Source organism: Amycolatopsis sp. M39 (genome assembly GCF_001651785.1).
Lineage (GTDB): Bacteria > Actinomycetota > Actinomycetes > Mycobacteriales > Pseudonocardiaceae > Amycolatopsis > Amycolatopsis rubida.
This window is the reverse complement of record NZ_LWSF01000002.1, coordinates 685,113-711,679: the sequence shown is the minus strand read 5'-3', so window position 1 is coordinate 711,679 and position 26,567 is coordinate 685,113. Positions and strand designations below refer to the sequence as shown.

Sequence of the window (26,567 nt, the reverse complement as noted above, 5' to 3'; positions counted from 1 at the left end):
CCACTGCGACGCGGTCAAGCGCGCAGCGGTTGCCACCTTTCCACGTAGACCGTGCGCGGAGGCTCGAAATCGACGACCAGAACGGGGGTCCCCACGGCGAAACTCGTCTCCGGGTCGGCGGGATAGGCGTAGAAGGCCTCGGTGCCGCCGCGGACGCTGAGCAGCACCTCGCCGATCAGTCCGGGCCCGACGGTGCCGGTGACCCGGCCGCGGCTGCCGATCATCCGCCGAACCCCCGGATCTTGACCTTGGTGCCCTTGGGCACGAACGAGCCGGGGGCCGGGTCCTGCTGCAGGACGAAGTCGAAGCCGCCGTGCCCGTGGCCGTCGCCGCCCTTGCGGTCGACCTCGAGCCCGGCCTGCTTGAGCGCGTCCGCGGCCTGGTCGAACGTGCGGTACCGGACGTCCGGGACCTGCACCGCGTTCGAGACGTAGACCTTGACCTTCTTGCTCCCCGGCGAGTTCGCCGGCGGGTCGGTGCGGGTGACCGCCCCCGCGGGCACGCTCTGCGAGAACTCCTCGCCGCCGTCCTGCGGATCGAACCCGGACTGCTTGAGCATCTGGAAGGCCTCGTCCTTGGACCGTCCGGTGACGTCCGGGACCGGCGGAAGCGGCTCGGGGCCCTGGGACAGCACCAGCGTGACCTGGCCGCCCACCTCGACGGGGGTGCCCGCGCCCGGGCTCACGCTCACGACGGTGCCCTTGGGCGCGGTGTCGCTGTACTCCGGAGTGCCCTGGACGACGGTGAGCTTCTGCTCCTGGATCGCCTTCGTCGCCGTGTCGAGCGCGGTGCCGACCTGGATGTCCGGCACCTTCGGCTTGCCCTTCGACACCACCACGGACACGGTGGCGTCCTGGTCGAGCGTGGTGCCCGGGGCCGGATCCACCCTGATGACCTTGTTGGCGTCGACCGTGTTGTCGAACTCCTGGCTGTAGCGCGGGTTCAGCTTCGCCGCGCGCAGCTGGTCGCCCGCCTCGGCCTGGGTCAGCCCGGCGAGCTTCGGCACCGTCGTGGTCGTGACCTTGGAATCGCCGAGGATGAACGCGAACGCGCCGATCAGCCCGCCGAGCACCAGCACCCCGGCGATCGCCAGCGCGATCAGCTTGCGCTTGTCCCGCGGCTTCCGCGGTTCGTCCGGCGCGGCGGCGGGCCCGGCGTGCGGGGATACGGGCGGGGGCGGCGCGGCGGGCACGGCGCGGGTCATGGCGCGCGTGCCGCGAGGCCCGGGGACCGGCATGGTCTGCTGGACGGCCGGGATGTTCGGGAGGGTGCGTTCGACGTCCGACACCCGGTCGCCGTCCGGCGGCGGGGGCACCGGCACCGCGACCGCCTGCAGCCCCAGCTCGGCGCGCGCGGCTTGCACCTGCGTCAGGAACTCGCTTCCGTCGGCTGGGCGCCGCTCCGGATCGCGGCGGGTGGCGCGCAGGATCAGGTCGTCGAGCGCAGGCGGCAGGTCCGGCCGCAGCTCGCTCGGGCGGGGGACGTCGTCGTTCACGTGCCGGTAGGCGACCGAGATCGCGGTGTCGNGAGCATCTCGTACAGCAGGATGCCCGCCGAATAGACGTCGCTGCGGGCCGTGGTGTCGCCGGTGGCGACCTGTTCGGGGGCCAGGTAGCCGACGGTGCCGAGGATGACGCTCGAACTGGTGGTGCCCGCGCTGGCCACCGCGCGGACCAGGCCGAAGTCGCCGACCTTGACCACGCCGCCTGCCAGCTGCCCGCTGCGGCCGATGAGCACGTTCTCGGGCTTGACGTCGCGGTGCACCAGCCCGGCGGCGTGCGCGGCGGCCAGCGCGGCCAGCACCGGCTCCGCGACGCTCAGCGCGAGCGAGACGTCCAGCTGGCCCTGCTCGTCCAGCAGGTCGCGCAGCGTGCCGCCGTTGACCAGCTCCATCACCAGGAAGGCGAGGCCGGTGTCCTGGCCGGCCGGGGTGTCGAAGCCCTGGTCGTGCACGGCGACCACGTTCGGGTGATGCAGCTGGGCGGCCGAACGCGCTTCGCGCACGAACCGGTCGACGAACGACCGGTCGTCAGCGAACCGCGGATCCATGATCTTGATCGCCACCGCCCGGTCGAGGCGGGTGTCGAGGCCCCGGTAGACGGCCGACATCCCGCCCCTGGCCAGCAGCTGGTCAACGCGGTACCGGCGTTCGAGCAGGGTGCCGACGAGGCTGGGCTGGGTGCGCGTCACGGTGGGCAATCGTACGGAAGCCCGCGCGCGCCGGGGCGGGTCACCCGTGCGTAGCAGTGGTCCGGACGGGCGAATGTGGCACAGTGTCACGTGTGAGTGGGATTCCTGTCGCCGACGACATCCTCGACGCCGCGATCGCGGTCAAGCCGTTGCCGGAGGTGGCGGCCGCATTGGGCGTGTCGGCCAACAAGGTGCGCCAGATGCTGCGGGACGGCGAGCTGATCGCTGTCCGGCGCAAGGGCGAACTCTGCGTGCCCGGCGATTTCTTCGTGAAGGACGGCATCGTCAAGGGGCTGGGCGGCACCATCACCGTGCTCGCCGACTCCGGGTTCAGCCGCACCGAGATGCTGCGCTGGCTCTTCACCGCCGACGACACGCTCCCGGGCAGCACGCCGATCAACGCGCTGCGCACCAGCCACGGCACCGAGGTCAAGCGGCGCGCGCAGGCGATGGCGTTCTAGCTCCTTCCCGCACCGCGGGCACCGTCCCGAAACCGGCGGCGACGGCCTCTGCACCGGCATCCCGGGCTACGCCGGTCCGACCGGAACCCGGACTGGCTGCTTTCTGCCCGTCCACCACGGATGCGCGACCGCCGCGACCACCTGCATCCCCGCCGCCGCGGCCAATCCGGCGGCGGGGGAGCAGGCGGCCAGCGGTCCGGCCACCGCGTTCCCCAGCGCTATTCCGGCGATCTTGACACTCGCGGCGGTGGTGAACACCTGCGCCCGCATCTCCGGCGGCGCTTCCCGATGCCGAACCGCGAACAACGACGCCAGTTGCGGCCCTTCGCCAATCCCGGTGAGCGCCACCGCAACCACGAGCAGCACCGCATTCGGTGCCACTGCTGCCCCCGCGAGCCCGATCCCGATAGCGATGGTGCTCAGTTGCACCGCACGGTCCGGCGAATACGACCGTCGCGAAAGGACCGCGTTGGCCAGCAGCGACGTGACTGACAACCCGGCGAGCAACAACGTCCCGTACCCCGCGCTGCCGAGCCGCTGCGCGCCGACCAGCGGATAGCAGACGAACGCCATCCCGATCCCGACGCACGACAACGTCGAGGTCGCGGTCGACTGGCGCAGCGCGGGATTGCGCACGAGAACCGTTGCCGCGGCCAAGAATCGCGGCCGCTGCTTTTCGGCACTCCTGGGAAGCCGCCACGCGAACGGCACCGCGACCAGCGTCAACACGCCCGCGAGGACCACCGCTGCCGGAGCCCCCGCAGTCGTGGCGAGCACTCCGGCCAGTCCCGGCCCGACGAGCGCTGCCGCGGTGAAGGTCATCGCGTCAAGCGTGCTCGCCTTGCCGAGCTTCTCCGCCGGTACGAGCGCGGGCACCTGTGCTGTCCACCCGCCGCCGATCGCTGGCGCCAGCAACCCCGTCACCACCGCAATTCCCACCACCAGCGCAAACGGCACCGCACCGAAAAGCGCGGTGATCGCCGTCAGCCCCGCCGCGTACCCGGCCAGCCCGCCCGCGAGGATCCGGCCAGGCCTGCGCGACCGGTCCAGAACCGCGCCCAGCAACGGCCCGCCCATCGCGGCAGCGATCGTGAGCCCGGCCAGCAAGGTCGATCCCGCGATGGCCCCCGAAGCACCCACGCCCAGCAACAACACCGCCGGACCGGACAGCTCGTCCCCCGTGCGCGCGGCAGTGGCCCCGGTGAGATACGCCGCGAACCTGTAACGGCTTGTCACTGTCGAGATGTTACAGTGGTTCATGCCTGGAACGCAGCCGGATTTCGCGGGCCGCTCCGCCCGCGACGCGGTCCGCCGTGCCGTAGCGCTGCTCGACGTGCTGCTGGCGGAGGACCCTTCGCCGGATTCAGTAGCCGCAGTGTTGGTCGAATACGGAGAACCGCGGCCCCAGCTCTCCGCGCGCGAGGTGGCCGAGCTGCGCGCCGCCGCGCTGGAACTGCGGGAGGTCTTCGCCGCACCAGACGCAGCTTCGGCCGCCGAGGTGCTGAACGCGCTGTTCGCCGCCTACGCCGGGCCCCCGCGCTTGACCGCGCACGACGACAACTTCGGCTGGCACCTGCATGTCGACGCCGCCGACGACGGCCCGTGGGGCACCTGGCTGATCACGTCCTCCACACTGGCCTTGGCCACCCTGCTGGCCGACCGCCAAACCGTCCCGGGCGGCCTGTGCGCGTCGCCGTCGTGCGGGAAACCCTTCGCCCACCTAGGTGGCGGAAGCCCGCGCCGGTACTGCTCTTCCCGTTGTGCCACAAGGGAACGCGTCGCCGCCCACCGTGCCCGGCTAACCTGACGCTCATTTCGTCCGAACCAACCCGCTAGGCGTCGTCGCTACCACTGCGGTTACAGGCCACCCCGAAGCGGCCCTGGTGAGCTTCGCCGTCACCCTGGACGGCTCGCTGCTGTTCAACGCCTACCTCACTTCTCGAAAGGTGGCCAACCTCCGCGCCAAACCGCGCACCGCCGTGGTGATCGGCTGCACTGGCACGATCTCTGTCCAGGTCGAAGGCGAGGCAGTCGTCGAATCCGGCGCTGCCCGCCGCGACGCGGGCCAGGTGTACCTGGAGCAGTTCCCGGGTTCCCGCGCTCTCGGCGAGGACTTCGCCCTCATCCGCCTGACCCCGGATTGGCTGCGCTCCTACGATGCCAGCGTCGAACCGGCCCTAGTGAGCGAGGGCGTCCCGGCCTGGCGCTGAGCGCACGCTGCACCAGCGCAGGCACCGCGACCGCAACCCGCCGCCCCTTGCCCACCACCGCGCGCCGGTTCAGCACGGCGTAGTCCATCGCCTCGATCTCGTCCAAAATGCCTTCGTACAGCGTGATCGCCGTCCGCACGCACGGCCGGGATTCCGGCCGCAGCAACGGAATTCCCGCCTCCGCCCGCCGATAAACCGCACGCGTCCGCGAAACCGCCACTGCGAGCGCCGCCCGCACCCGCGGATCAGAACGGTCTTGGCGACGCGCGTCGGCCAACCTCTCGCGGTCCACCCCGAACGCCGCCAGTTCCTCGGTAGGCAGATACAACCGCCCGCGATCGAGATCCTCGCCGACATCCCGCAGGAAGTTGGTCAGCTGAAACGCTTCCCCCAACGCCGCCGCACTCGGCGCGGCTTCCTCCACCGGCACGACAGTCCCGAACACCGGCAGCATTTGCAGCCCGATCACACAAGCCGAACCGTAGATGTACTCGCCGAGGTCGGCGTAAGTCGAGTACTCCGTAACGGTCAGGTCCATCCGCATGGAATGCAGGAACGCGTCCACGAGAGCACGGCGGATGCCGTAGCGGTGCACGGTATCCGCGAGCGCGGCCAGCACGGGATCGGCCGGGACGCTCCCGTCGTAAACCTCGTCGACCAGCCCGCCGACCTTGTCCAGCGCGACCGCCGGATCGGTACCGGGCTCGGGGTTGTCGACCAGCTCGTCGGCCATCCGCGCGAAGCCGTACAGCGCGTGCGCGGCTGGCCGGGCCCGCGCCGGAAGCAACCGCGTGGCCAGGAAGAACGTGCGGCCGTGGTGGGCGTTGATGCGGCGGCACTCCGTGTAGGCGGCGCGCAGCGCGGGCTCGGCGATGCCGGCCGCGTCGAGCTCGCTCACCGGCCGGTGATCCGTTCCGCGGCGAGCCGCCCGGAGATCAGGACCGGCGGGATACCGACGCCCGGAGTCGTCCCGCATCCGGCGAGCACCACGTTTTCCGCCGCTCGCACCAGGTTCGCGGGCCGGAACGGGCCGGTCTGCGGGAAGGTGTGCGCGAGCGAGAACGGCGTCCCGGCGGCCAGCCCGCGCGCCGCCCAGTCGGCCGGAGTCAGCTGTTCGTCCACAATGTAGGTTTCGCGGAACCCAGTGAGCCCGCGCGAATCCAGCGTACGCAACAGTTCTTCGCGATAAGCCGGTCCGAGGCGCGCCCAATTGATCGGGCCGGTGTTCAAGTTCGGAGCCGGGGCGAGCACCGAAATGATCTCGCCGCCGTCGCCTGCGAGCGTCGGCTCTGTCGCGGTCGGGCGCGTGACCAGCAGCGACGGGTCGCTCATCAGCTTGCCCTCGCGGACGATCTCGGCGAAGGTGCGTTCCCACGCTTGCCCGAAGAAGATCGTGTGGTGGTCCAGTTCCGGCCAAGAACGGTCCGCGTGCCCGTGCAACACGAACGCCGACGGCGAGTACTTCAACGGCAGCACACGTCGCGGCCGCGCGCCAATCAGCCGGTACGCCGCCGAAAGCTCTGTCGCGAGCACCACGGCGTCACACTCAATCCGCTCGCCGGAGCGCGTGCGTACAGCGCGTACGCGGGACGACACTCGCTCAAGCCACGCAGCTTCCGTGCCGAACCGCAGTTCGGCACCAGCGCGCGTCGCAGCATCGGACATCGCGCGGGCGATCGCGCCCATGCCGCCGCGCGGGTAGTACACGCCGCCGACAGTGTCCATGTACGCGATGACGCCGTATGCGCCGAGTGCACGCGTCGGATCGAGACCCGCGTACAACGCCTGGAAGGAGAAGAGCCGTCGTACGCGCTCGTCGCGCAAGAAGCTGGAGACGCGCGGCCCTAACCGCCCGAAGCCGCCCAACGCCGCGAGCTTCACGAGTTCCGGCCGGACGAGATCCAGCGGCGAATCGAAGTTCGCCCCGATGAAGCGTTCCTTCTGCGCCGCGTACAGGTCAGTGAGCCACCGGCGCAGCCGCCGGTAACCGTCCGCCTCCGCCGGACCGGCGAACGACCGGATCTCGGCCTCCATCGCCTCGCCGTCGGTGTGCACGGCGAGCGTGCTGCCGTCGGCGAAACGAGCCCGGTACGCCGGATCGAGCCTGGTCAGCGGCACTGTGCCGGCCAGCGATTCGCCGACCGCGTGCAGTGCTTCGTCCACCAGTTCCGGCATGGTGAGCACGCTGGCCCCGGTGTCGACCGCGTTCGCGCCGAAGTCCTGCTGACCGGCTCGTCCGCCGGGCATCTTCTGCTGCTCCAGCAGCGTCACCCGCCGTCCCGCGCCGAGCAGGTGCAGCGTCGCGGAGAGCCCGGCCAGTCCGGCGCCGACGACCACGACGTGGTCGGCGGGCCCGTTCACCGTCCGCATCAGAACTTCCGCTGGGTAGCCAGCCGGATCAGCTCGGCGAGCGCCGACGGAGCGGGCTCGGCCAAGTGCGCGCGGTCGAGCGCGGCGTTCGCGGAGGCGGTCAGTTCGTCGATCTGACGCTCCACCGCGGCGACCGCGCCGACCGAGGTGAGCGCCTCGCGGACCCGGTCCACGGTGCCGCTGGCCAGGTCGGCGGCCCCGATCGCGTCGGCGATCGCTTTGGCCGCGGCGTGGTCGCCCTTCTCCGCGGCGAGCCGCAGGCCGAGCGCCACGAGCAGAGTGCGCTTGCCTTCGCGCAGGTCGTCGCCGGCGGGCTTGCCGGTCACCGACGGGTCGCCGAACACGCCGAGCAGGTCGTCGCGCAGCTGGAACGCCACGCCGACGTCGCCGCCGAACTCCAGCAGGGTGGCGATCAGCCGCTCGTCCGCCCCGGCGAGCGCGGCGCCGAGGTGCAGCGGCCGCTGGACGGTGTACGCGGCGGTCTTGAGCCGGTCGATCCGCAGCGCGGCCTCGGGCGAAGCGTCGCCGACCGCCTGCGTGCGGACGTCGAGGTACTGCCCGGCGAGCACCTCGGTGCGCATCGCGCGCCAGGCCGGCCGAGCCGCCGCGATCGTCTCCGCGGGCAGCGGGGCCTCGGCGAACATGTCGTCGGCCCAGGCCAGCGCCAGGTCGCCCACCAGCACCGCGCTGGCCAGCCCGAACACCGACGGGGAACCGAGCCAGCCGCGGCTGGCGTGCAGTTTCTCGGCGGCCACGTGCACGGTCGGCCTGCCGCGGCGCGAGTCGGAGGAATCGATGAGGTCGTCGTGGATCAGCGCGCACGCCTGGATCAGCTCCAGGCTCGCCACCGCGCGCAGCGCGCCCTCGGCGAGCGGACCGGACGCCGCGCCGCCCGCGCCGCGCCAGCCCCACCAGGCGAACGTCGGCCGGAGCCGCTTGCCGCCGCCCAGCACGAATCCGGACAGCGCCTCGATCCCGGCCGCGACGCTCGGCTCGGTGCGCAGGATCTCGCTCCCCGCCCGGCCGAGGAAATCGGCCAGCGCACGCTCCACGTGCGCGGGGAGGTCGGCGTCGAATCCGGGCGCGTCCATGTCCTCATCCTCCGGGACGAGCGCGGCCGGGGTCACGCCGGGCGCCCCCGGATGTGGCGCACCAGACGCGTTCAGCCGCTCCGGAACGCGTCCGGGCGCCCGCTCGCCGCGAAGTATTCCGCCGCCTCGGCCGGTCCGCGCGGGCGGTAGCCGGGTTCGAGGCAGCCCGCGTACCAGTCCTTCGCGAGATGCCACAGCGCGTCGAGCCCGAGCAGTTCGCCCGGACTGTCCACACAGGACTCGGCGCAGTACAGCCGCTGCTTCCCCCGCTCGCCCGCGAGCTGCTCGGGCGAGGCCGGGAAGTACGCGACCTGCGCGCCGGCCGGCGGCCGGTCCCGCCGCACGACCAGCGCGGACGGCTCGCCGCAGCCGGGACAGCGCGTCGCCACCAGCACCTCGGGCTCGCCGGAGACGAGGTGCGGGATCGCGAACGAATCCCAGGCGCACCCGCCCCACCACATGGTGTGCTCGCCCATCACCGCGAACCCGAGCGGGACCGCCGCGAACGGCGCGGCCAGCGCCACGTGCTCGCATTCGTCCAGCCACAGCCATCTCGGGTCGGCCATCCGGTGCAGGGCCTGTTTCGCCACCGCGAGCGACCCGCGCGCGGCGTCCGCCAGTTCGGGCGCGGTGGGCGGGCGGCCGCGGGAGGAGAACGCGCGGTAGACCGCCACGCGCACGTCTTCGTCCCAGGCCAGGTCGTCTTCACTGCTCATGGCTCGCCTCCCCGGAGGGTTCGCCCCCGACGGTACGCGCGTGGCCAAGCCCACCCGTCAGCTCTGCCGCGCGTCGAGGCGAGCCACTACCATTTCCCTTCATGACGTCGGTGATCGAAAGGCTGCGGGGGGACGGGCCCGCGTTCTCCGTGGAGTTCTTCCCGCCCCGCGACGAGGCCGACGAGGCCGTCCTGTGGAAGGCCATCCGCGAGCTGGAGCCGCTGGACCCGGCGTACATGTCGATCACCTACGGCGCGGGCGGTTCGAGCCGCGACGGCACCATCCGCAGCATCGCCCGCGTCGCCACCGAAACCACGCTCTGCCCGATGGCCCACCTGACGGCGGTCGACCATTCGGTGTCCGAACTGCGGAACGTGATCGGCTGGTACGCGGCGGTCGGCGTGCGCAACATCCTCGCGCTGCGCGGCGACCCGCCCGGTGACGTCTACGGCGACTGGGTGCCGCACCCCGAAGGCCTCACTTACGCCGAGGAACTGGTCGAGCTGGTCCGCTCGCTCGGCGACTTCTGCGTCGGCGTCTCGGCCTTCCCGTACGGCCACCCGCGTTCGGCGGACCTGGAATCGGACACGAAGCACCTGGTCCGCAAGTTCCGCGCGGGGGCAGATTTCGCGATCGCGCAGCTGTTTTTCGAGGCCGAGGACTTCCTGCGGCTGCGCGACCGGGTCGCCGCCGCGGGCTGCGACGCGCTCGTGCTGCCCGGCATCATGCCGCTGACCACCCTGCGCACGCTGCACACCACGATCAAGCTCTCCGGCGCTCCCGCGTCGCAGCGCCTGCTGGACCGGCTCGAACCGTTCTCCGGCGACCCCAGGGCGTTCCGCGCGGCCGGGATCGACTGGGTCACCGAACTGTGCGAGAAACTGATCGCCGAAGGCGTGCCCGACCTGCACTTCTACACTTTCAACCGGTCCAAGGCGACGCGCGAGGTGGTCACCCGCCTCGGACTGGTGCCCGCCCGCGCGTAACTCCGTGGGCCCGGGGCGCCTGCGGCCGGTAGCGTGCCGGACATGGCTTCCACCGAACAGAGCGTTCCGGAGATCTGCGACCGGTACGTCGACGATTACGTGGCCGTGGACCCGGTCGCGGCCACCATGCTCGGCGTCGCGGGCTACGACGACCAGCTGACCGACTATTCGCCCGCGGGCCACGACGCCCGCGCGGACCTGGCGCGGCGCGCGCTGGCCGCGGTGACCGCCGCGGAACCGGCGGACGCGGGGGAGCGGGTCGCGAAGGCGGTGTTCAGCGAGCGGATCGGTCTTGAGCTGGAGATCCACGACGCGGGCCTCGACGCGGCCTCGCTCAACGTGATCGAGAGCCCGGTGCAGGGCCTGCGCATGGTCTTCGACCTGATGCCGACCGACACCCCGGACGACTGGGCGAACGTCGCGGCCCGGCTGCCGAAGGTGCCCGCGGCGCTGGCCGGGGTCCGCGCGTCGCTGCTGGCCTCGGCCGACCAGGGGCGGGTTTCCGCGCTGCGGCAGGTCTCGAAGGTCGCCGAGCAGTGCGAGACGTGGGCCGGGCTCAAGGACGGCCCCGGTTTCTTCGCCGGCATGGTCGCCGGCGCGGGCGTGGAATCGCTGAAGTCCGACCTGGCCGCGGGCGCGCGGGCCGCGGACGAGGCGTTCGCGGAATTCGCCGGATTCCTGCGCGCCGAACTGGCTCCGAAGGCCCCGGTGAAGGACGCCGTCGGCGAGGACACCTACCGGCTGTGGTCGCGCTACTTCATCGGCGCTGAGCTGGACCTGCGCGAGGCATACGAGTGGGGCTGGCACGAATTTTCGCGGCTGGAAACGGAAATGCGCGCGGTCGCGAACCGCATCAAGCCCGGCTCGACGCCCGCGGAGGCCGCGGCGGTGCTCGACGCCGACCCGCGCTACCGCATCCAGGGCCGCCCGCAGTTCGAGGCGTGGATGCAGCAGCTGTCCGACGACGCGTTGAAGTCGTTGCGCGGCAAGCACTTCGATATCCCGGACCGGCTGATGGCGCTGGAGTGCAAGATCGCCCCGCCCGGCGGCGGCGTCGGCGCGTACTACACCGGGCCGAGCGAGGACTTCAGCCGTCCCGGCCGGATGTGGTGGTCGCTTCCCGCGGACCGCAACGAGTTCACGACGTGGCGCGAGGTTTCGACGGTCTACCACGAGGGCGTCCCGGGCCACCACCTGCAGATCGCGACGGCGGTCAACCAGGCCGAGACCCTCACGAAGTACCAGCGGCTGATGACGTTCATCTCGGCGCACGGCGAAGGCTGGGCGCTGTACGCGGAACGCCTCATGGAGGAGCTGGGTTATCTGTCGGATGACGGCAACCTGCTCGGCATGCTGTCCGAACAGCTGTTCCGCGCCGCCCGCGTCGTGGTCGACCTCGGCATGCACCTGGAACTGGACATCCCGGCGGGCACCGGATTCCACGAGGGTTCGCGCTGGACGCCGGACCTGGGCCTGGAGTTCATGCTGACCCGCACGATCACCGACCAGGCGCACATCCGCGACGAGATCGACCGCTACCTCGGCTGGCCGGGCCAGGCCCCCTCGTACAAGCTGGGCGAACGCCTGTGGCTGGCGGCGCGCGACGACGCCCGCGCGCGGCAGGGTTCGGCGTTCGACATCAAGCAGTTCCACACGAAGGCCCTGCGGATGGGCGGCATGGGACTGGACACCCTGCGCGAGCAGCTGGCGCAACTGGACTGAGACGGTTTTCCCGGGCCAGCGGTTTTTCGCTGGCCCGGGAGTCTCGCCGCTCATGCTGACCGCACAGCCCATCACCGCGGTCCGGCTGGACTTGCTGCCGCTTTCCGTCTCACCCGCCGAAGAAATGGCCGCCGTGCTGTCCGATCCGGCTCTGCACACCTGCATCGGCGGCGCTCCGGACTCGCTGCCCTCCCCTCCGTTCGCGTTACCAGCGAATGACCGCGGGCTCGCCCGATCCGGCGGTTTCCTGGCTGAACTGGGTGATCCAGCCGCGCGATTGCGGCCTGGCCGGCACTGTCCAGGCGACGGTTCGCCGAAATCGCCTGGGCGGTGGGAACTCCGTGGCAGGGCCGGGGCATCGCCGCCGAGGCTGCCCGAGGGCTCGTCGGCTGGTTGCTCCGGCAGCCGGTCGATTCGATCATCGCCCACATCCACCCGGCGCATCGAGCCTCCGCCGGCGTGACGGCCGCCGTCGGGCTGGTCGCTACGGACGAGCAGCGGGACGGCGAAATCCGCACGCGATGAACGCGACAAACCCGTTGGTCAGCGGTCCGGTCTCTGGCTAAGCTCTCGCCCGTGCACCGGATCTTCCTCGTCACCCCACCCCCGCGCGCCTGAGCGGGGTAGTTTCCGCCGCGTGCGCCCGAAACCGGGCCCGCGGCCGCTGGGTGCTGCCGTGAACCGGCCCGCGCACACTGCCCCGCGTCGTCGATTTCCGATTCCTTCGACGCAGGAGCCCACTTCCGAATGTCTGTTGCCCTGCCTTCGCGCGCCCGCTCGTCGGCCGCCCTAGTCGTCGCCGGCGTGCTCTGGGGAACCGGCGGCCTGTCCGGCTCGCTTCTCGCCCAGCACGCCGGCCTGCACCCGCTGGCCGTCGCCGCCTACCGCCTGCTCATCGGCGGCACCGCGAGCGCGGCCTACGTCGCTCTCACCGGCGGACTTCGCCTTCCCGCCAAGGAAACCTGGCGCCGTCTCGTTCTCGTCGGAGCCCTTTTCGCGCTTTTCCAAGCCAGCTACTTCGCTGCCGTCGCACTCAGTTCGGTCAGCGTCGCGACCATGACCACGATCGGCACCGCACCCGTCGTGCTCACTGTGGTCTCCGCGGTACAGCACCGCCGTGCGCCCCGACTGTGGACGCTGGTGTCCGTTGGCGGCTCCGTCGCGGGGCTGGTGCTGTTGCGCTGGTCGCCGGAGACCGCGACGTCACCCGCCCGGCTGGTCGGCGGTCTCGGCTTCGCGCTGCTCGCGGCGACCGGTTTCGCCGTGCTCACGCTCGTCACAGCGGAGCCCGTCAACGGCCTAGATCCATTGGCTACCACGGCATTCGGCTGTCTGACCGGCGGTTTGCTGCTGACGCCCGCCGCCCTGTGGCTCGGCATGAGCCTTCCCGCCCACGCCGATGTGCTGCTGCTGGCCGTGTACTTCGGCGTTGTCCCGACAGCCGTCGCGTACGCCGCGTACTTTCGCGGCCTCGGCGGTGCCCACCCAGTGCTGGGGGCACTGTCCGCGCTGCTGGAACCGCTTACCGGGACGGTGCTTTCGGTCGTTTTCCTGCACGAACGGCTGAGCGGGTTCGCGTGGAGCGGCGCGGTGCTGCTCGTCGTGGCACTCGCGGTCGGCTACTGGCGGCCGGAGCCTCGATGACGATGTCCGCACGCGACCCGCACCGGAGGCGAACAGGTGGCGGATTCCGCTTCTCCCGCCACCAGTGCGAAACCACCCCCCGCGGTACCGGCGGCGGCCCTGCGGACCAGTCGAGCCTTTCCTCCTCCGAGCAGGGAATCCTTTGTGGAGCCTGCGCGAATGCGGCCTCTGGCCCGGCGGCTACTACCCGCAGATGTCGGTGCGCCTGTACCAAGGCCTGCCCGCCGACCTCGGCAGCGGTGTCACGGCCATCCAGAAGAAGGAGGCGAAACCCCGAAGGACGAGGTGCACGGGTACGGCGAGATCTTCTCCGTCCAGTTCAGCGGCGAGCCCACCAACGGCCTCGACACCGCCACCACCTGCGCGAAGGCGGTCGCCGTGGCCAAGACAGCGGCACCGTCGCCGGGCCGCGCCTGATCACTCGCGAGTTGCCGGTGCGCGGGCCTTCCGGGGGCCGTGTCAGGCGGTCCTACCGCGCTTCGAGCGGCAGCGCCCGCCCCAGAATCGCGAACGGCCGCGGATCGCCGGTGAACTGGTAGTCGCGCAGAACGTCGACGAACCCCATGCGCCGGTACAGCTTCCATGCCCGGCTGGTGCCCTCCGGAGTGGAGAGCAGGACGTTCGCGCTGGGCACGCCGTCGAGCAGGCGGCGCAGCAGGTCCTCGCCGATCTGCTTGCCCTGGTTCTCCGGGCGCACGTGGATCTCGGTGAGCTCGAAGTAGTCCGCCAGCCAGCGCTCGGCTTCCTCCGTCCCGGAGTGGCGGGTGAGGCCGTGCCGGACCTGCTCGTGCCACCACTGCCCGGCGCGGCCCTTGTAGCCGTACGCGATGCCGAGCAGGACGCCGTTGTCGTCGAGGGCGGCCATGCAGCGCCAGCCCTCGCGCAACGCGTGCGTGAGCCACATCGGCGCGCGCTGCTCGGCCGTGCCCTCGGGGTAGCGCATGGCGTTCACGTAGATCGCCAGCGCTTCCGGCAGCCGGGACCGGAACTCGTCGGCGGAGAGCTGCACGTACCGGGAGCACCCGGAGGAGGACATCGCGGTCACAGTCGACCATCCTCCCCTTCGCCCGCGAGATCGCCAGGGGTGCCCCCAGTGAGCGTGACGAGCGCGTCGAACGTCGTCGGGAAGACGGACTTCGGATGCCCCGCCGCGGCCCATACCTCGGAGTGCCCGCGCAACGCCGTGTCCACGAGCGTCACGAGCTTCTCCGGATGCCCGACCGGCGCGACGCCCCCGATCGGCTGCCCCGTGTGCTCCCGGACGAACGTCGCGTCCGCCTTGCTGACTTCCGCGACCCCGGCGAGTTCCGCCAGCCGGAACTCCTCGGCCCGATGCGCTCCCGAGGTAAGGGCGAGCAGCGCGGCGTCGGCCCCATCAGCCGTGCGGGCCCGGAAAACCAGGCTGTTCGCGATAGCGCCGACCGGCACGCCGAGCGCCTCCGCGGCCTGCGCGGCAGTGCGCACTTCAGCGGGCAGCACCCGCACTCCCTCAGCGGCGGCGTACAGCCCGGCCTCGCCCAGCGCGGCGGTGACCTTGGCGACAGCGGGATGGTCGTGGGTGCTCACCCGGTTATGAGACCACGCCAGTGCAGCCGTGTCCCGCACCACGTGCCCGGATTCCGCCGGCGGGGTTGAGCGGACTCGCCGGCGCGGCTACTCTGGAAACAGATCGAACAGACGTTCGATACCCGGTGGGAGCGCACCGGCCGGTCCCGGGGTGGGGGAAGCACCTCGGGCCCCGGCCGGGCCCACCCGAGCAGGAGGAGGGTCGCCATGTCCGTCTCGGTCGTGTCCCCCGCGGACCGTGCCGCCGAGGCACACCGACCTGGCGCGGTGGGCGAACAGCTGACGTTCGGCGCGCCGGTGGAACGGCCGGCTGCCGCTTCCGCGGAGGGTGCTGCTGGCGTTTCCGAGGGCATTGCCGCTCAATCGTCAGGTTCGGGAGCTGTCTCTGCCGCCCCGGTGACTGGGGCTGCCCAGCCCGGCCTCGACCTGTGGCCCGAGCCGAAGAACGATGCTGCTTCGGCGGCTGACTCTGCCCGGTCCGGTGCTTCGGAAACTGGCCAAGGACTGTCGCTTGCTCTGGAAAGCATCTCTCCGGCGGCTGGCTCTGCTCAGCTTGCTGATGTGGAGGCCGGCCTCGGTTCGTCGTCCGAGTCGGCGTTCTCCACTTCGGCGGCTCAGCCCGCGCTGCCCGCCGCTTTGGCGGCTCGGCCCGCCCAGCCCGCTACTTCGGCGGCTCGGCCCGCCCAGCCCGCTACTTTGGCGACCCGGCCCGCCCAGCCCGCCGCTTCGGCGACCCAGCCCGCCCAGCCCGCTACCTCGGCGGCCCGGCCCGCCCGGCCCGCCGCTTCGGCAGTCAATCCCGCCCAGCCCGCCACTCCGGTGACCAACCCCGCGCTGCCCTTCACGTCGGAAAACACCTCCACCGCGGCGGCCACCCCGGCACCCCAGCCCGAACGCACCCCAGCCCCCAGGCCAGCCGTGCACCGCGTCCCCGCAGGCCCCCTGCCCAGCGCCCCGCCCCCGAGGCAGGTCGTCCACCGCACCCGAGCCGCGGTCCGGCCCTCCGCCGAACCGCCCGCCCGCCGCTCCGGCGCCAAGGGCCAGCCGCAACTTCCGCTGTCCCTGCGCCCGCCGGCCCCTCCCGAGGCGGTCACCCTCCTCGCCCAGGCCAACCGCGGACTCGACCACGCGGAAAACGAACGCGACCCAGCCGAACGCTTCATCGGCGCCTACCTCGCCGCCCTGCGCGGCGCCGGGGCGGTGCTCGCCGTCCGAGGCCGTCCGCGCCGGGGCCGGGGCCGTCCGGCCAGCGGCTGGGTGCTGCTCGACGCCGTCGCTCCCGAACTGCGCGAGTGGTCAGCGTTCTTCGCCGACCACTCGGAAACCCGGGCCGCCGCCGAAGCGGGCATCAGCGGTCGCGTCACCGCCGAACTGGCCGCGGGCCTGCTGCAGGCGACCGCTCAGTTCCTCGAACTGGTCCGCCGAGTCGTGCACGGCCTGCCGATGACCGGGGAAGCTCATGTCGCGTGAACTCGGCACGGTCGACCACGGCCGGCTGCTCGCAGCGTTCTCCGCGGAGGCGCGATCGCTGGGGGAGGTGGCGCACTCGGCGTCACCCGATTCGCCGGTGCCCACCGCCCCCGGCTGGACATTGAACGAGCTGCTCAAACACGTCGGCTCCGTGTACTGGCAGGTGCTCGGCTGGATCCGCGAAGGCCGCCGCCCCGAACCGTGGCGCGAGCCCCTTCCCGGCCAGCCAGTGGTCGACTTCTACGCCGCGGCCCGCACCGAACTCGAAGTCGCATTGGCCGACCACGACCCGGCCACCCGCGCCGCCACCTGGTGGTCCGCCGATCCGACCCACGGTTTCTGGCGCCGTCGCATGCTCCACGAAACCCTCGTGCACCGAGTGGACGCCGAAAACGCGGCCGGATTCGGCGATTCGACAGTGCCCGACGACCTGGCCGCCGACGGCGTCGACGAGGCTCTCACCCTCTACTTCGGACACAAGCTCACCACCATGGGCATCTCGGGAACCCGAAACGGCACAGTGGGTTTCCACACCGGCGGCCACAGCTGGATCGCGAGAGCGGGCCCCGGCGAGACCGAGGCCTGGCGCTGCTCTCCCCGAGAAGCCGACGCCGCGGACGCGATCGTCACCGGCTCGCCCGCGAACGTGTACCTCTGGCTCTGGGGAAGAGTCCCGGTGACGATGGTCCACACCGACGGAGACCACGAGCTGTCCGCCCAAACCTGGGCCCTGCTGCGACTGGCGACTAGATAGCGTTCGAGAACCGAAAGCGGGGAAGCTTCCCGGTTCTACGCTGTTTCCAGACCGCCGTGGCGATCCGGCTGTGCCGGCAAGCGCGATACCCCCGCGCTTGCCGGCACAGTTTTTGCCCCCGATCCCACAGCTCGCGGCGCTACTGTGACCCGCCGTTTTGTCGGTCCTGCCCGCTACCGTGGCGACATGGCACCACGTCTGGCCAACTTGGTCACCGCCGCCGGACAACCAGCGCGCCTGGCCCGCTTCTGGTCCGACCTCCTAGGCTGGCAATTCGCCACGGAATCCCCAGACGAGGCCACCGTCCAGCCCCCGCCCGCCGACGGCTGCGACCTCACCCTGGCCTTCGCCGCGACCGCTCGCCCGAAGATCACCAAAAACCGGCTCCACCTGGACCTGTCGAGCACCTCCGGCGAGAACCAGCGCGAAACAGTCGCCCGAGCCGTTTCCTTAGGCGCACGCCCGATCGACATCGGTCAGCACAACGTGCCATGGATCGTTCTGGCCGACCCCGAAGACAACGAGTTCTGCGTGCTCGAACCCCGCGAGGAATATGCCAATTCCGGTGCCGTAGCAGCGATCGTCGTCGACGCACAGGCCCCAGCGCGCCTGGCCCGCTTCTGGTCCCCGCTCACCGCATGGCCGATCACCGCGGACGAACCCGCCATCACCACCCTGCGCAACCCCACCGGCCGCGGCCCCACCCTCGAATTCCTGCGCGTGAACACCCCGAAACACGGCGAAAACCGCCTCCGCCTCGACCTGTACGGCGACCACCCCGCCGAAACCGCCCGCATCCAAGCCGCCGGTGCCCGCCTGATCGGCACCACTCAGCCGAACGCCTTTCAGGCCGACTTCACCGACCCGGAAGACAACGAATTCCGTCTCCTGTTCCCACGCTGACCCGCGCCACTGTTTCCCGCAGATCACACATTTCCGGCCACCCTCTGACACACCCGAAACACCACGGGACGCCCCCGGTTACGTACGTCGGCGACGGTACGTCCATGGACATGCCCACCACACCCCGCAGCTTCCTCGCGAACGCCATTTCCGACGAGCAGGCGCACCTGTCAACCCCACGTCACCCCCACGAGAACCTCCCACCGGCCCGAGCCTGGCGAGTACGCGTCCGCTCCGACGACCACCCCGGCACCCTGGCCCGCTTCGCCATCCGGCTGGCCGACCTCGAATGCAGCATCCTCGGCCTGACCAGACACCCCGTTCCCGGCGGTGTCCTGGACGAATTCGTACTGCGCCCAGCAGCCGGGTTGCCCCAGCACCTCCTGATTGACGCCCTTCGCGACGAAGGCGGCGATTGCCTGGGGATGACCGAAACCGCCATCCCGGACGTCCGCGTGCCAGCTGTCGCCACGCTCGCCATCGAGGAGCCGATCGCCGAGGCCGCCGCCCGGGAACTGCTGACCCCAGTCCCGGAAACCTCCACCCCTGACCGGCCGACAACCGCTGATATCAGGAAACTCCCTGCCCCGGTCACACGCGGCGAGCCCTTTTCGCGGCTACCCGATGCTCCGGCGGTCGTTGATCGGGAGGCAACTTCCGGAGCTGATGCCGGGCAACGTGATGCTCCGGCCGCGCCTGCGTCCCCCACCAGCGGGGAGATGTCCGCTGCGGCTCCCGAGCACGAACTCCGTGCTCCTTCAGCAGCGACAACCTCCGGCCGGAAGGCTGCTCCTGGACTTCGTGCCGGAGAACGCCGGGTTCCGGCGACCGCTGCGCTTCCTGTCGCGGGTGAGTTGTGCATCGGCGCTGACATTCGGGAATTGTCCGCTCTGGCAGCAACTTCCTCCATCGCCGAGGGAAAGACGGTCGCCAAAGCCGATGCTAGGGCGGTCTCGGCAGCACCTGCCGATGCCGTCGCGCGAGAGGCGGTTGCCGAAACCACCGTCGGCGGACTTCGCGACTCGGCCGCGACAGCGCTCGTCGCCGCTCGGCGGGCGATTGTTGATCCGGATTGCCGGGCTCCGATGGTGCGGATGGTGCTGTCCGCTGACCTCGTGACGCTCGTCCCGGCAAGCGAGGCCAACCCAGGGCGCACCGAAGGCGGGCACCGGGCGGTTTTCCCCTTCGGGGAAGGGCAGGCGTTCGTCGCCCGGCGGCGATGGGTGGCATTCGCTGAACCCGAGCTCGCCCAGGCCTCGGCCTTCCTGGAACTGCTCGCCGCGGCGGAGCAGAACCTGGCCGGTCCGGCAGTACTCGACCGTCCGGACGGGACGGCGGTCGTTCTGCGGCTCGGTACTCCGCGGGACATGGACGCGATCAGCGCGGTGCATCTTCGCTGTTCGGCGAAGACGTTGTTCAACCGCTACCACACTGGGTTGCGCACGGTTCCCCGGAAATGGCTGCACCGCTTGCTCATGCCACCGCGCGGAACCAGTCTGCTCGCGGTGTGCGGCCGGGACGTGATCGGGTTCGGGCAGTTGATTTCCCAGCGCGACGGCACGGCCGAGGTATCGCTTCTCGTCGAGGATGCCTGGCAGCGCCAGGGAATCGGCACGGCGTTGCTCGCTCGGCTGGCTGCCCTCGCCGAGGCTGGCGGGACCACGGAACTGACCGCGGTCTGCCTTCCGGGCAACAGCGCCATGGTCCGGACTGCTGTTCGCGCCGGACTGCAGGTCGAAACCAGCCCGGACGACGCCACGGTGCTTCGGCTCGTCGCCGCCCGGACGCCGCGGACGGTCAGCGGTTCCAGAACCAGTCTTTGCCCCGCGCCTCGCGCAGCGCCTGCTTCTTCCGGTCGGGAGTGAGCCGGTCGAGGTAGAGCTTGCCGTCGAGGTGGTCGGTTTCGTGCTGGAGACACTGGGCCAGCACGTCGACGCCCTCGACCTCGATCGGCTCGTTGCGCAGGTCGACGCCGCGCACCACGGCGTGCTTCGCGCGGACCGTCGGGAACCACAGTTCCGGCACGGACAGGCAGCCCTCGCCGATTTCGTGCGTTTCCTCGGAGAGGTGGGCGATCTCCGGGTTGATGACGTACCCGGTCAGCCCGCCGACGTCGTAGCTGAACACCCGCAGCCCGACCCCGATCTGCGGCGCGGCGAGCCCCGCCCGGCCCTCCGGCCGCACGCTGTCGAGGAGGTCCTTCACCAGCGCCTCGATCTTGCTGTCGAACGTGGTCACCGGGTCGCACACGGATTTGAGCACCGGGTCACCGAAGTAGCGCAACTCGCGCATCGCCATGATCGAACGTCCTTTTGTCCACCGAGGGGCCACGAGAAGTCTAGTGACATCACCTGCTTCCCCGACGCGGGTCCACCGAGCACCCCGCTTGCCGCCCGGCGGAGCCGACCGGACGCGCTCGCGTTCGTGACTCGGCCGAGCCGCCGCCCCGGCAGCGTCAAGCTCTCAACCGGAGTCCCTTCGGAGTCGCGCGGAAGCCGGCTTCTTGCAGGATCTCGGCCAGTTCAGAGGTCAGCGCGTGCTCTCCGTCCGCGCGCTGAACGGCCAACTGGCCCAGCCAGCCTTCTCGGACAGCGGTCGACAACGCGGCCGCGGCGGCTTGCAGCGAACTGCGTTCCTCGGTGAAGCTCAGCAATGAGCGGCCGCCGCGTTCGACGTACAGGGCTGGGATTCCGTCGACCAGCACCGCCAGTGCTCCGGCTTTGCGCGCCGGGCGGTGTTTCGTGTCGCCTGTCGCGGCAGGCCAGGACAGAGCCGCGCCGTACGGCTGTGCTGGATCCGCGGCGGCGAGCACTACGGCACGCGCGTTGTCGTTTCGGGCCGCTGATGCGGGCGCGGTGCTGGAGAGGGCACGCAGCCGGTCGACCGCGCCCTTCGCAGCGAACTGTGCGGCACCGAGACCTTCGACGACATAGCCGCGGATGACCTGTCCAGTGTCTTCCATGCCGCGCAACACCTTGTAGATCCCGGAAAACCCGCCGGTGACCCGTTCGGTGTCGAGTGCGCCTCGGGTGAGGACGCCGTGCCGTTCCAGGAATGCCTCAGTGCGGGCATGCGCGCGTCGTGTCGGGTCGGCTTCGCGAGGCGGGGTCAGCGCCCAACGACCGGCTGCGGTCGGCGGCCCGGTGCGCGACGGCATCGCCGGACGGCCGGCGCGCATGCGGGCGTATCGGCCGCGTGGCGCTTGCCGCCGCGGTTTGTGTGCGCCGTGTCCCGCGACCTGTGCCCGCAGCGGCGCGAGCGTGTCGCCGGTGACCAGTCCGGCCCACACCAGATCCCACAGCGCGGCCACCACGGCACCGTCGTCCGGCGGTTGCTCCAGCACCGGCGTGACCCGGTCGACGAGCTGGCGGAAGAACAACGCTCCGCCTTCCAGCGCCGTCACGATCGCGTCGTGCAGCGGACTCGCCGGCGGATTCTCCTCGACCTCGGGCAGCAGCAGATCCGCGACGTCGGACGGAGCGAGTGCCAGCCATCCGTCCCCGCCGGAGAGGGAACCGCAGCCTGCCCACGTGACCTCGCCCGCGGTGGTGAGTTCGTCGAGCAGCGCGGGGGAGTAGCCCGGCAATCGGCTCGGCAGGATCAGCGACTCCACCGCGCTCGCCGGCAACGGCGCACCGGCAAGCTGTTCGACCACCGACAGCACGTCGTCGGCCGTCGGCGCGGACCGCAGTCGTGCGCCGATCCCGTGCCACGAAGGCAAGAACCGGCCCAGCGCCGCCGGTTCCACGGGCTCGACCTCTGCCCGCAGCCGGGCGAGCGACGCGCGCCGCAACCGCCGCAGCACGGCCGAGTCGCAGTATTCGACGCCCACGCCATGGGTTTCCGGATGCCCGACCGGACTCAGCTCGCCGCGGACCAGCCTGCCTTCCCCGGTGAGCCGGTCGAGTACGCCGGTGACGACCGCTGAACCCAGCCCGAACCGATCCGCCGCGGCGGTCGCGGAGAACGGACCGCGGGTCCGCGCGTAGCGGCCGAGGAGGTCGCCCAGCGGATCCGCAACCGGCTCGGTGAACGCCTCGGGCACGCCGACCGGAAGCGCGACGCCCAGCGCGTCCCGTACCCGTCCGGCATCCTCGATGGCCAGATACCGCTCCTCGCCGCCGATGCGCACCTGGATCGCACGCCGTGCCGAGGCGAGTTCTTCCAGCCATTCCGGTTGAATCCCGCGTTCCGCGGCTTCCGTGACGGACAGATCGCCGAGGAACCGCAGCAGGTCGGCCGCGTCCTCCGCGGACCGGGCGTGCCGATCTGGATCGAGCCGCTGCAGCGACCGTTCGACCTCGGCCACGGCCTCCGGATCGAGCAGCTCGCGAATCGCTTCCGTGCCCAGCAATTCGGCCAGCAGCGCGGAGTCCAGCGACAGCGCCGCCGCTCGCCGCTCGGCCAGCGGAGCGTCCGTCTCGTACAGGAACATCCCGACGTAACCGAACAACAGGCTTCGGGCGAACGGCGACGCGGCAGGCGTCTCCACCTCGACCAGCCGCACCTTGCGCGCCCGGACGTCCGACATCAGCTCCCGCAGGCCGCCGACGTCGTAGACGTCCTGCAGAACCTCGCGCATGGCCTCCAGCACGACCGGGAACCGCTCGTACTTCGCCGCCACCGACAACAGTTGCGACGCCCGTTGCCGTTGCTGCCACAACGGGGTGCGCCGCCGCGGATCCCGGCGCGGCAGCAGCAGCGAGCGTGCCGCGCACTCCCGGAACCGCGCCGCGAAGACCGCCGAGCCGCCGACCTCCGCCACGATCAGCTGTTCGACCTCCTCCGGATCCAGCAGGACGTCGTCGGCGGTGACGGCGACCTCGCCGCCGTCGGCATCGAGTGCGTCGGGCAGCCGCAGCACGATGCCGTCGTCGGAGTGCGCCACCTGGGCGTCGACGCCGCGGTTTTCCCGCAGCCGCGCGGCGATCGCGAGCGCCCACGGAGCGTTCACCTGCGCGCCGAACGGCGAGTGCAGCACGATCCGCCAGTCGCCCAGTTCGTCGCGGTAGCGTTCGAGCAGGACGACGCGGTCGTTGGGCACGTGCCGGGTCGCCGACTTCTGTTCTTCCAGATATGCCAGCAGGTTGTCGCAGGCGCGCTGGTCGAGCCCGGCCGCGGCGGCCCGGTCCCGCGCCGTCGCGGTGTCCGAAGTGGACAGTTCGCGGACGAACGCGCCGAGCGCCCGCCCCAGTTCCAGCGGCCGTCCGGCGGCGTCGCCCTTCCAGAACGGCATCCGGGCGGGCTGGCCCGGGGCGGGCACGACGATCACCCGGTCATGGGTGATGTCGGTGATCCGCCACGACGAGGTGCCGAGCAGGATCGTGTCGCCGACCCGCGATTCGTACACCATCTCCTCGTCGAACTCGCCCACGCGCGAGCCGGGTTTGCCCTCGTCGCCCGGCGTCATCACGGTGAACAGCCCGCGATCGGGGATGGTGCCGCCGGACGTGACGGCCAGCCGCTGCGAACCCGGTCGTCCGCGCAGTTCGCCGCCGACCCGGTCCCACGTGATCCGCGCCCGCAGCTCGCCGAACTCCTCGCTCGGGTAGCGGCCGGCGAGCATGTCGAGCACCGCGTGCAGCGCGTCGTCCGGGAGCGAGCTGAACGGAGCCGCCCGCCGGACGAGCGCGGCCAGCTCCGGCACCGTCCACGGTTCGAGCGCCACCATCGCGACGACGTGCTGGGCCAGCACGTCGAGCGGGTTGCGCGGGTACCGCACCGCCTCGATCGCCCCGGTCGCCATCCGTTCCGCGACCACCGCGCACGACACCAGATCGCCGCGGAACTTCGGGAACATCACACCGGAGGACACCGCGCCGACCTGGTGCCCGGCCCGGCCGACGCGCTGCAGCCCGGACGCCACCGTCGGCGGAGCCTCGATCTGCACGACCAGATCCACCGCGCCCATGTCGATGCCGAGTTCGAGCGACGACGTGGCCACCACGCACGGCAGCCGCCCGGACTTCAGCTCCTCCTCGACATGGGTGCGCTGCTCGCGGGACATCGACCCGTGGTGCGCCCGCGCGATCACCGGCTCCGCACCCGTCGTGACGCCGGACTGCCCGACCGCCTCGGCTGGGAAGGTGTCGCTCCGAGACAGACCGGTCTGCTCGGACGCGAGTTCGTTGAGCCGCGCGGTGAGCCGTTCGGTGAGCCGCCGCGAGTTGCCGAACACGATGGTGGAGCGGTGCGCACGGATCAGCTCCAGCACCCGTTCCTCGACCGCGGGCCAGATCGACGGCCGCCGCACCGCCGCGCCGGCCACCTCTTCCTGGGTGCCGATCCCGCCCTCCGACGGCAGCTGCGACAGCGACGTGAGGTCGTCGAGCCGCTCCATCGGCGAGGGCGCCGGGCCGTCGAGGTTCGCCATGTCCTCGACGGGCACCTCCACCCGCACCTGGATCGTCTTCGCCAGCTTCGGCTGCACGACGGTGACCGGACGGCCGCCGGCGAGGAACGCGCTCACCTCGTCGACCGGCCGCACGGTGGCCGACAGCCCGATGCGCTGGGCCGGTTTGGGCAGCAGCGCGTCAAGCCGTTCCAGCGACAACGCCAGGTGCGCGCCGCGTTTGCCGCCCGCGACGGCGTGCACCTCGTCGACGATGACCGTCTCGACGCCCTTCAGCGATTCCCGCGCCGAGGACGTGAGGATGAGAAACAGCGACTCCGGCGTAGTGACCAGCACGTCCGGCGGGGTTTTCCCGAACGACCGGCGCTCCGCCGCCGTGGTGTCGCCGGTGCGCATGCCGACCTCGATCTCCGGCGCGGGCAGGCCCAGCCGGTGCGCGGCCTGGGAGATGCCCGCCAGCGGCGCGCGCAGGTTGCGCTGCACGTCGACCGCCAGCGCCTTCAGCGGGGAGACGTACAGGATCCGGCACCGCTCGCGCGGGTTCGCCGGCGGCGGTTCCGCCGCCAGCCGGTCCAGCGCCCACAGGAACGCGGACAGCGTCTTGCCGGACCCGGTGGGCGCCACGACCAGGGCGTGCTGCCCGGCGTGTGCGGCCCGCCAGGCCCCTTCCTGCGCGGCCGTCGGGGCGGCGAAGGCTCCGGCGAACCAGGTGCTGGTCGCCGGGGAGAAGAGGTCGAGGACGTCGTTTGCCACGGGATCCATCATGCGCGGCACCCCCGACAATTTCCGGGGCCTTGGCGGCGGACTCCGTGCCGGATCCCCTCGTGTGGGTGAGGCGATCGGCTTAGATCGCGTACTTCCACACGGTCAGCGAATAGGCCGAATACCAGGCCCCGGCCAGCACGAACACGGTCGCCGCAGCGATCATCGTGGACTTCTTGCGACCGGCCAGCCCCATCGCGACGGGCAGCAGGAGCGCGAAGCCGGGGAGGACGAACCTCGACTTCAGGGCAGGCAGCCCGGCACTGCACAGGACCAGCACCAGGACGCCCACCGCGTACGCGGCCAGCGGCCACGGCATCCGGCGGCCGGTGACGCAGATAACCGCGAGCGCGATCGCCGCGACCATCACCAGCACGACGAGCGTTTCCCACGCGTTGCCCGAGGTGAAAAGCGTCTGCGTGATCCACTGCCAGGCTTCGGCCCCGGCGTCGAAACGCGTGTTCCAGCCGCGAAGCTCGACGTCCTGCCAGCCGGTCACGCTGCCGGTCTGCACCGCGACGAACATCCAGTACCCGAGCAGACCGAGCGGCGCGACGAAGACGCACACGAGTGCGTTCCGCCGCTGTCTGTTCCGCCACACATCGATGGCCGCTGCGATCACCACGACGGCGACCAGCACGCACGCGGTGGACCGGGTGAGCCCGGCGAACAGCGTCGCGGTCGCGGCGAGATACCACCTGCGTTCGAGAACGCCGACCAGCGCCCACGCGGCGAGCGCGGTGAAGAGCGCCTCGGTCATCACCATGCTCTCGGCGATCGCCATCGGCGCGGCGCCCCACAGCACCGCGAGCAGCAACCCCGCCCGCTGGCTGTGGACGAGCCGGCCGATCCGGTACATCGCCGTCGCCGCCGCGATTCCGGCGAGCGTCGACAGCAGGAGACCCGCCCCGAAGTACGTCACCCCGGGCAGCTTCTCGAGCAGCCCGGTCAGTGCCGGATACAACGGGAAGTAGCCGTACGACGCGTCGGGATACGGCAGCCCGGCGGCGTCGAGCGGATTGCTCACGCCGGTGTAGCCGTGCTCCGCGATCTGGAGGTACCACCAGCCGTCCCAGGACTTCAGTCGTTCGCCGAGCGGCAGGTCCCGGGGTGCGGCCATGGCCGCGAGCGCGCCGAGGCCGGCCACTCGCACCACGAGGTACAGCACTGCCGCGCGCACGTAGCCGGAGCGGCTCCATCTGCGCACCGGACTGTCCGCCGCTGCCTGCTCGAACTGTTCCCGGCTGGTCTTGTCCGCTAGCTCTGTCATTGCCTCCCCGTCCTCGGAAGACGAGACGTTCCGTTGTTTCCCGGGGTTGCGCGCGTCGCGAGTTTCGCGGGTCCGCACGCACGGTGACCGGGCACGTGGC

General features: G+C 71.3%; 24 protein-coding genes and 2 pseudogenes. 12 read left to right on the top strand and 14 right to left on the bottom strand.

All coding sequences use genetic code 11. The features are described 5' to 3' along the window. Positions 1-14: 14 nt before the first annotated feature. Positions 15-224, bottom strand: a complete 210-nt coding sequence (locus A4R44_RS08115; RefSeq protein WP_067577795.1) for a hypothetical protein — start codon at positions 222-224, stop codon at positions 15-17. Next, positions 221-2,190: pseudogene (pknB, locus tag A4R44_RS08110) on the bottom strand (Stk1 family PASTA domain-containing Ser/Thr kinase). The gene A4R44_RS08115 and the pseudogene pknB overlap by 4 nt, the downstream one beginning before the upstream one ends. A 92-nt stretch (positions 2,191-2,282) precedes the next feature. On the opposite strand from pknB, the gene A4R44_RS08105 reads away from it, so the two are divergent. Next, the gene (locus A4R44_RS08105; protein WP_067577793.1) at positions 2,283-2,651 is read left to right on the top strand and encodes an Rv2175c family DNA-binding protein; all 369 of its coding nucleotides are present in this window, start codon (positions 2,283-2,285) and stop codon (positions 2,649-2,651) included. A 66-nt stretch (positions 2,652-2,717) separates the two neighbouring features. Here A4R44_RS08105 and A4R44_RS08100 read toward each other — a convergent pair whose 3' ends face one another. Then, positions 2,718-3,887, bottom strand: a complete 1,170-nt coding sequence (locus A4R44_RS08100) for an MFS transporter (RefSeq protein ID WP_232791527.1) — start codon at positions 3,885-3,887, stop codon at positions 2,718-2,720. Between the two features lie 22 nt (positions 3,888-3,909). Between A4R44_RS08100 and A4R44_RS08095 the strand changes: the two genes are divergently transcribed. Next, positions 3,910-4,458, top strand: a complete 549-nt coding sequence (locus A4R44_RS08095; RefSeq protein ID WP_067577790.1) for a CGNR zinc finger domain-containing protein — start codon at positions 3,910-3,912, stop codon at positions 4,456-4,458. A 19-nt stretch (positions 4,459-4,477) separates the two neighbouring features. Next, positions 4,478-4,861 (top strand): annotated as a pseudogene (locus A4R44_RS08090) (pyridoxamine 5'-phosphate oxidase family protein); the annotation flags it as partial. Here the strand turns inward: A4R44_RS08090 and A4R44_RS08085 are convergent. The 4 genes from A4R44_RS08085 to merB form a co-directional block, all read right to left on the bottom strand. Beyond that, positions 4,773-5,759 carry a phytoene/squalene synthase family protein gene (locus A4R44_RS08085; protein WP_067577788.1) on the bottom strand — a complete coding sequence of 329 codons (987 nt, stop codon included), beginning with the start codon at positions 5,757-5,759 and terminating at the stop codon, positions 4,773-4,775. The pseudogene A4R44_RS08090 and the gene A4R44_RS08085 overlap by 89 nt on opposite strands. Then, positions 5,756-7,231, bottom strand: a complete 1,476-nt coding sequence (gene crtI / locus A4R44_RS08080; protein WP_067577786.1) for a phytoene desaturase family protein — start codon at positions 7,229-7,231, stop codon at positions 5,756-5,758. The genes A4R44_RS08085 and crtI overlap by 4 nt, the downstream gene beginning before the upstream one ends. Beyond that, positions 7,231-8,322: a polyprenyl synthetase family protein gene (locus A4R44_RS08075; protein ID WP_067577784.1), complete on the bottom strand. Its 1,092-nt coding sequence runs from the start codon at positions 8,320-8,322 to the stop codon at positions 7,231-7,233. Before A4R44_RS08075 ends, crtI begins: the two co-directional genes overlap by 1 nt. 71 nt (positions 8,323-8,393) lie before the next feature. Continuing rightward, positions 8,394-9,038 carry an organomercurial lyase gene (gene merB / locus A4R44_RS08070; RefSeq protein ID WP_067577783.1) on the bottom strand — a complete coding sequence of 215 codons (645 nt, stop codon included), beginning with the start codon at positions 9,036-9,038 and terminating at the stop codon, positions 8,394-8,396. A 101-nt stretch (positions 9,039-9,139) separates the two neighbouring features. On the opposite strand from merB, the gene A4R44_RS08065 reads away from it, so the two are divergent. The 5 genes from A4R44_RS08065 (at position 9,140) to A4R44_RS51695 (ending at position 13,807) form a co-directional block, all read left to right on the top strand. Further along, positions 9,140-10,024, top strand: coding sequence for a methylenetetrahydrofolate reductase (locus A4R44_RS08065; RefSeq protein ID WP_067577781.1), 885 nt, complete (start codon positions 9,140-9,142; stop codon positions 10,022-10,024). Positions 10,025-10,066: 42 nt separating this feature from the next. Beyond that, positions 10,067-11,746 (top strand): DUF885 domain-containing protein, encoded by a 1,680-nt coding sequence (locus A4R44_RS08060; RefSeq protein WP_067577779.1) that lies wholly within the window; start codon positions 10,067-10,069, stop codon positions 11,744-11,746. A gap of 330 nt (positions 11,747-12,076) precedes the next feature. After that, a complete protein-coding gene (locus A4R44_RS48880) occupies positions 12,077-12,271 on the top strand; it encodes a GNAT family N-acetyltransferase (protein ID WP_198545201.1) in 195 nt (64 codons plus the stop codon). Positions 12,272-12,493: 222 nt separating this feature from the next. After that, on the top strand, positions 12,494-13,390 hold the full coding sequence (locus A4R44_RS08050; protein WP_067577777.1) for a DMT family transporter: 897 nt from the start codon (positions 12,494-12,496) through the stop codon (positions 13,388-13,390). A gap of 285 nt (positions 13,391-13,675) precedes the next feature. Continuing rightward, positions 13,676-13,807, top strand: coding sequence for a hypothetical protein (locus A4R44_RS51695; protein WP_255366060.1), 132 nt, complete (start codon positions 13,676-13,678; stop codon positions 13,805-13,807). 52 nt (positions 13,808-13,859) lie between these two features. Here the strand turns inward: A4R44_RS51695 and A4R44_RS08045 are convergent, their stop codons facing one another. The 3 genes from A4R44_RS08045 to A4R44_RS50075 all read right to left on the bottom strand — a co-directional run bounded on the left by A4R44_RS08045 (position 13,860) and on the right by A4R44_RS50075 (position 15,831). Further along, positions 13,860-14,435 carry a GNAT family N-acetyltransferase gene (locus A4R44_RS08045; protein WP_067577775.1) on the bottom strand — a complete coding sequence of 192 codons (576 nt, stop codon included), beginning with the start codon at positions 14,433-14,435 and terminating at the stop codon, positions 13,860-13,862. After that, on the bottom strand, positions 14,432-14,956 hold the full coding sequence (locus A4R44_RS08040; RefSeq protein ID WP_067577773.1) for a YbaK/EbsC family protein: 525 nt from the start codon (positions 14,954-14,956) through the stop codon (positions 14,432-14,434). The genes A4R44_RS08045 and A4R44_RS08040 overlap by 4 nt, the downstream gene beginning before the upstream one ends. Before the next feature lie 614 nt (positions 14,957-15,570). Next, positions 15,571-15,831, bottom strand: a complete 261-nt coding sequence (locus tag A4R44_RS50075; RefSeq protein WP_067577772.1) for a hypothetical protein — start codon at positions 15,829-15,831, stop codon at positions 15,571-15,573. A gap of 43 nt (positions 15,832-15,874) precedes the next feature. Between A4R44_RS50075 and A4R44_RS50070 the strand changes: the two genes are divergently transcribed. The 3 genes from A4R44_RS50070 (at position 15,875) to A4R44_RS08020 (ending at position 18,083) form a co-directional block, all read left to right on the top strand. Beyond that, a complete protein-coding gene (locus A4R44_RS50070; RefSeq protein ID WP_067577771.1) occupies positions 15,875-16,426 on the top strand; it encodes an SAV_6107 family HEPN domain-containing protein in 552 nt (183 codons plus the stop codon). Then, positions 16,416-17,180 carry a maleylpyruvate isomerase family mycothiol-dependent enzyme gene (locus tag A4R44_RS08025; protein WP_067577770.1) on the top strand — a complete coding sequence of 255 codons (765 nt, stop codon included), beginning with the start codon at positions 16,416-16,418 and terminating at the stop codon, positions 17,178-17,180. The genes A4R44_RS50070 and A4R44_RS08025 overlap by 11 nt, the downstream gene beginning before the upstream one ends. A gap of 186 nt (positions 17,181-17,366) precedes the next feature. Further along, complete coding sequence (locus tag A4R44_RS08020) at positions 17,367-18,083, top strand: VOC family protein (protein ID WP_067577769.1); 717 nt, start codon at positions 17,367-17,369, stop codon at positions 18,081-18,083. Between the two features lie 170 nt (positions 18,084-18,253). Here A4R44_RS08020 and A4R44_RS48870 read toward each other — a convergent pair whose 3' ends face one another. Further along, positions 18,254-18,463 carry a hypothetical protein gene (locus A4R44_RS48870; protein ID WP_067577767.1) on the bottom strand — a complete coding sequence of 70 codons (210 nt, stop codon included), beginning with the start codon at positions 18,461-18,463 and terminating at the stop codon, positions 18,254-18,256. A 714-nt stretch (positions 18,464-19,177) separates the two neighbouring features. On the opposite strand from A4R44_RS48870, the gene A4R44_RS08010 reads away from it, so the two are divergent. Next, positions 19,178-19,948 (top strand): GNAT family N-acetyltransferase, encoded by a 771-nt coding sequence (locus A4R44_RS08010; protein WP_232791526.1) that lies wholly within the window; start codon positions 19,178-19,180, stop codon positions 19,946-19,948. Here the strand turns inward: A4R44_RS08010 and def are convergent. The 3 genes from def to A4R44_RS07995 form a co-directional block, all read right to left on the bottom strand. Further along, positions 19,881-20,381: a peptide deformylase gene (gene def, locus A4R44_RS08005; RefSeq protein WP_067577763.1), complete on the bottom strand. Its 501-nt coding sequence runs from the start codon at positions 20,379-20,381 to the stop codon at positions 19,881-19,883. The two genes, A4R44_RS08010 and def, sit on opposite strands and share 68 nt — an antisense overlap. 157 nt (positions 20,382-20,538) lie before the next feature. After that, on the bottom strand, positions 20,539-25,197 hold the full coding sequence (locus tag A4R44_RS08000) for an ATP-dependent helicase (protein ID WP_232791540.1): 4,659 nt from the start codon (positions 25,195-25,197) through the stop codon (positions 20,539-20,541). A gap of 82 nt (positions 25,198-25,279) precedes the next feature. Further along, a complete protein-coding gene (locus tag A4R44_RS07995; protein ID WP_067577759.1) occupies positions 25,280-26,467 on the bottom strand; it encodes a hypothetical protein in 1,188 nt (395 codons plus the stop codon). Positions 26,468-26,567 lie beyond the last annotated feature (100 nt).

Bases quoted from the DNA above. Each gene is read 5' to 3' on its own strand.
- A4R44_RS08010 (WP_232791526.1), top strand. From the start codon at position 19,178: ATGGTGCTGTCCGCTGACCTCGTGACGCTCGTCCCGGCAAGCGAGGCC.
- A4R44_RS08115 (WP_067577795.1), bottom strand. From the start codon at position 224: ATGATCGGCAGCCGCGGCCGGGTCACCGGCACCGTCGGGCCCGGACTG.
- A4R44_RS08020 (WP_067577769.1), top strand. From the start codon at position 17,367: ATGGCACCACGTCTGGCCAACTTGGTCACCGCCGCCGGACAACCAGCG.
- A4R44_RS08095 (WP_067577790.1), top strand. From the start codon at position 3,910: ATGCCTGGAACGCAGCCGGATTTCGCGGGCCGCTCCGCCCGCGACGCG.
- crtI (WP_067577786.1), bottom strand. From the start codon at position 7,231: ATGCGGACGGTGAACGGGCCCGCCGACCACGTCGTGGTCGTCGGCGCC.
- A4R44_RS08060 (WP_067577779.1), top strand. From the start codon at position 10,067: ATGGCTTCCACCGAACAGAGCGTTCCGGAGATCTGCGACCGGTACGTC.
- A4R44_RS08065 (WP_067577781.1), top strand. From the start codon at position 9,140: ATGACGTCGGTGATCGAAAGGCTGCGGGGGGACGGGCCCGCGTTCTCC.
- A4R44_RS08075 (WP_067577784.1), bottom strand. From the start codon at position 8,322: ATGGACGCGCCCGGATTCGACGCCGACCTCCCCGCGCACGTGGAGCGT.
- A4R44_RS07995 (WP_067577759.1), bottom strand. From the start codon at position 26,467: ATGACAGAGCTAGCGGACAAGACCAGCCGGGAACAGTTCGAGCAGGCA.
- A4R44_RS08025 (WP_067577770.1), top strand. From the start codon at position 16,416: ATGTCGCGTGAACTCGGCACGGTCGACCACGGCCGGCTGCTCGCAGCG.
- def (WP_067577763.1), bottom strand. From the start codon at position 20,381: ATGGCGATGCGCGAGTTGCGCTACTTCGGTGACCCGGTGCTCAAATCC.
- A4R44_RS08050 (WP_067577777.1), top strand. From the start codon at position 12,494: ATGTCTGTTGCCCTGCCTTCGCGCGCCCGCTCGTCGGCCGCCCTAGTC.
- merB (WP_067577783.1), bottom strand. From the start codon at position 9,038: ATGAGCAGTGAAGACGACCTGGCCTGGGACGAAGACGTGCGCGTGGCG.
- A4R44_RS08000 (WP_232791540.1), bottom strand. From the start codon at position 25,197: ATGGATCCCGTGGCAAACGACGTCCTCGACCTCTTCTCCCCGGCGACC.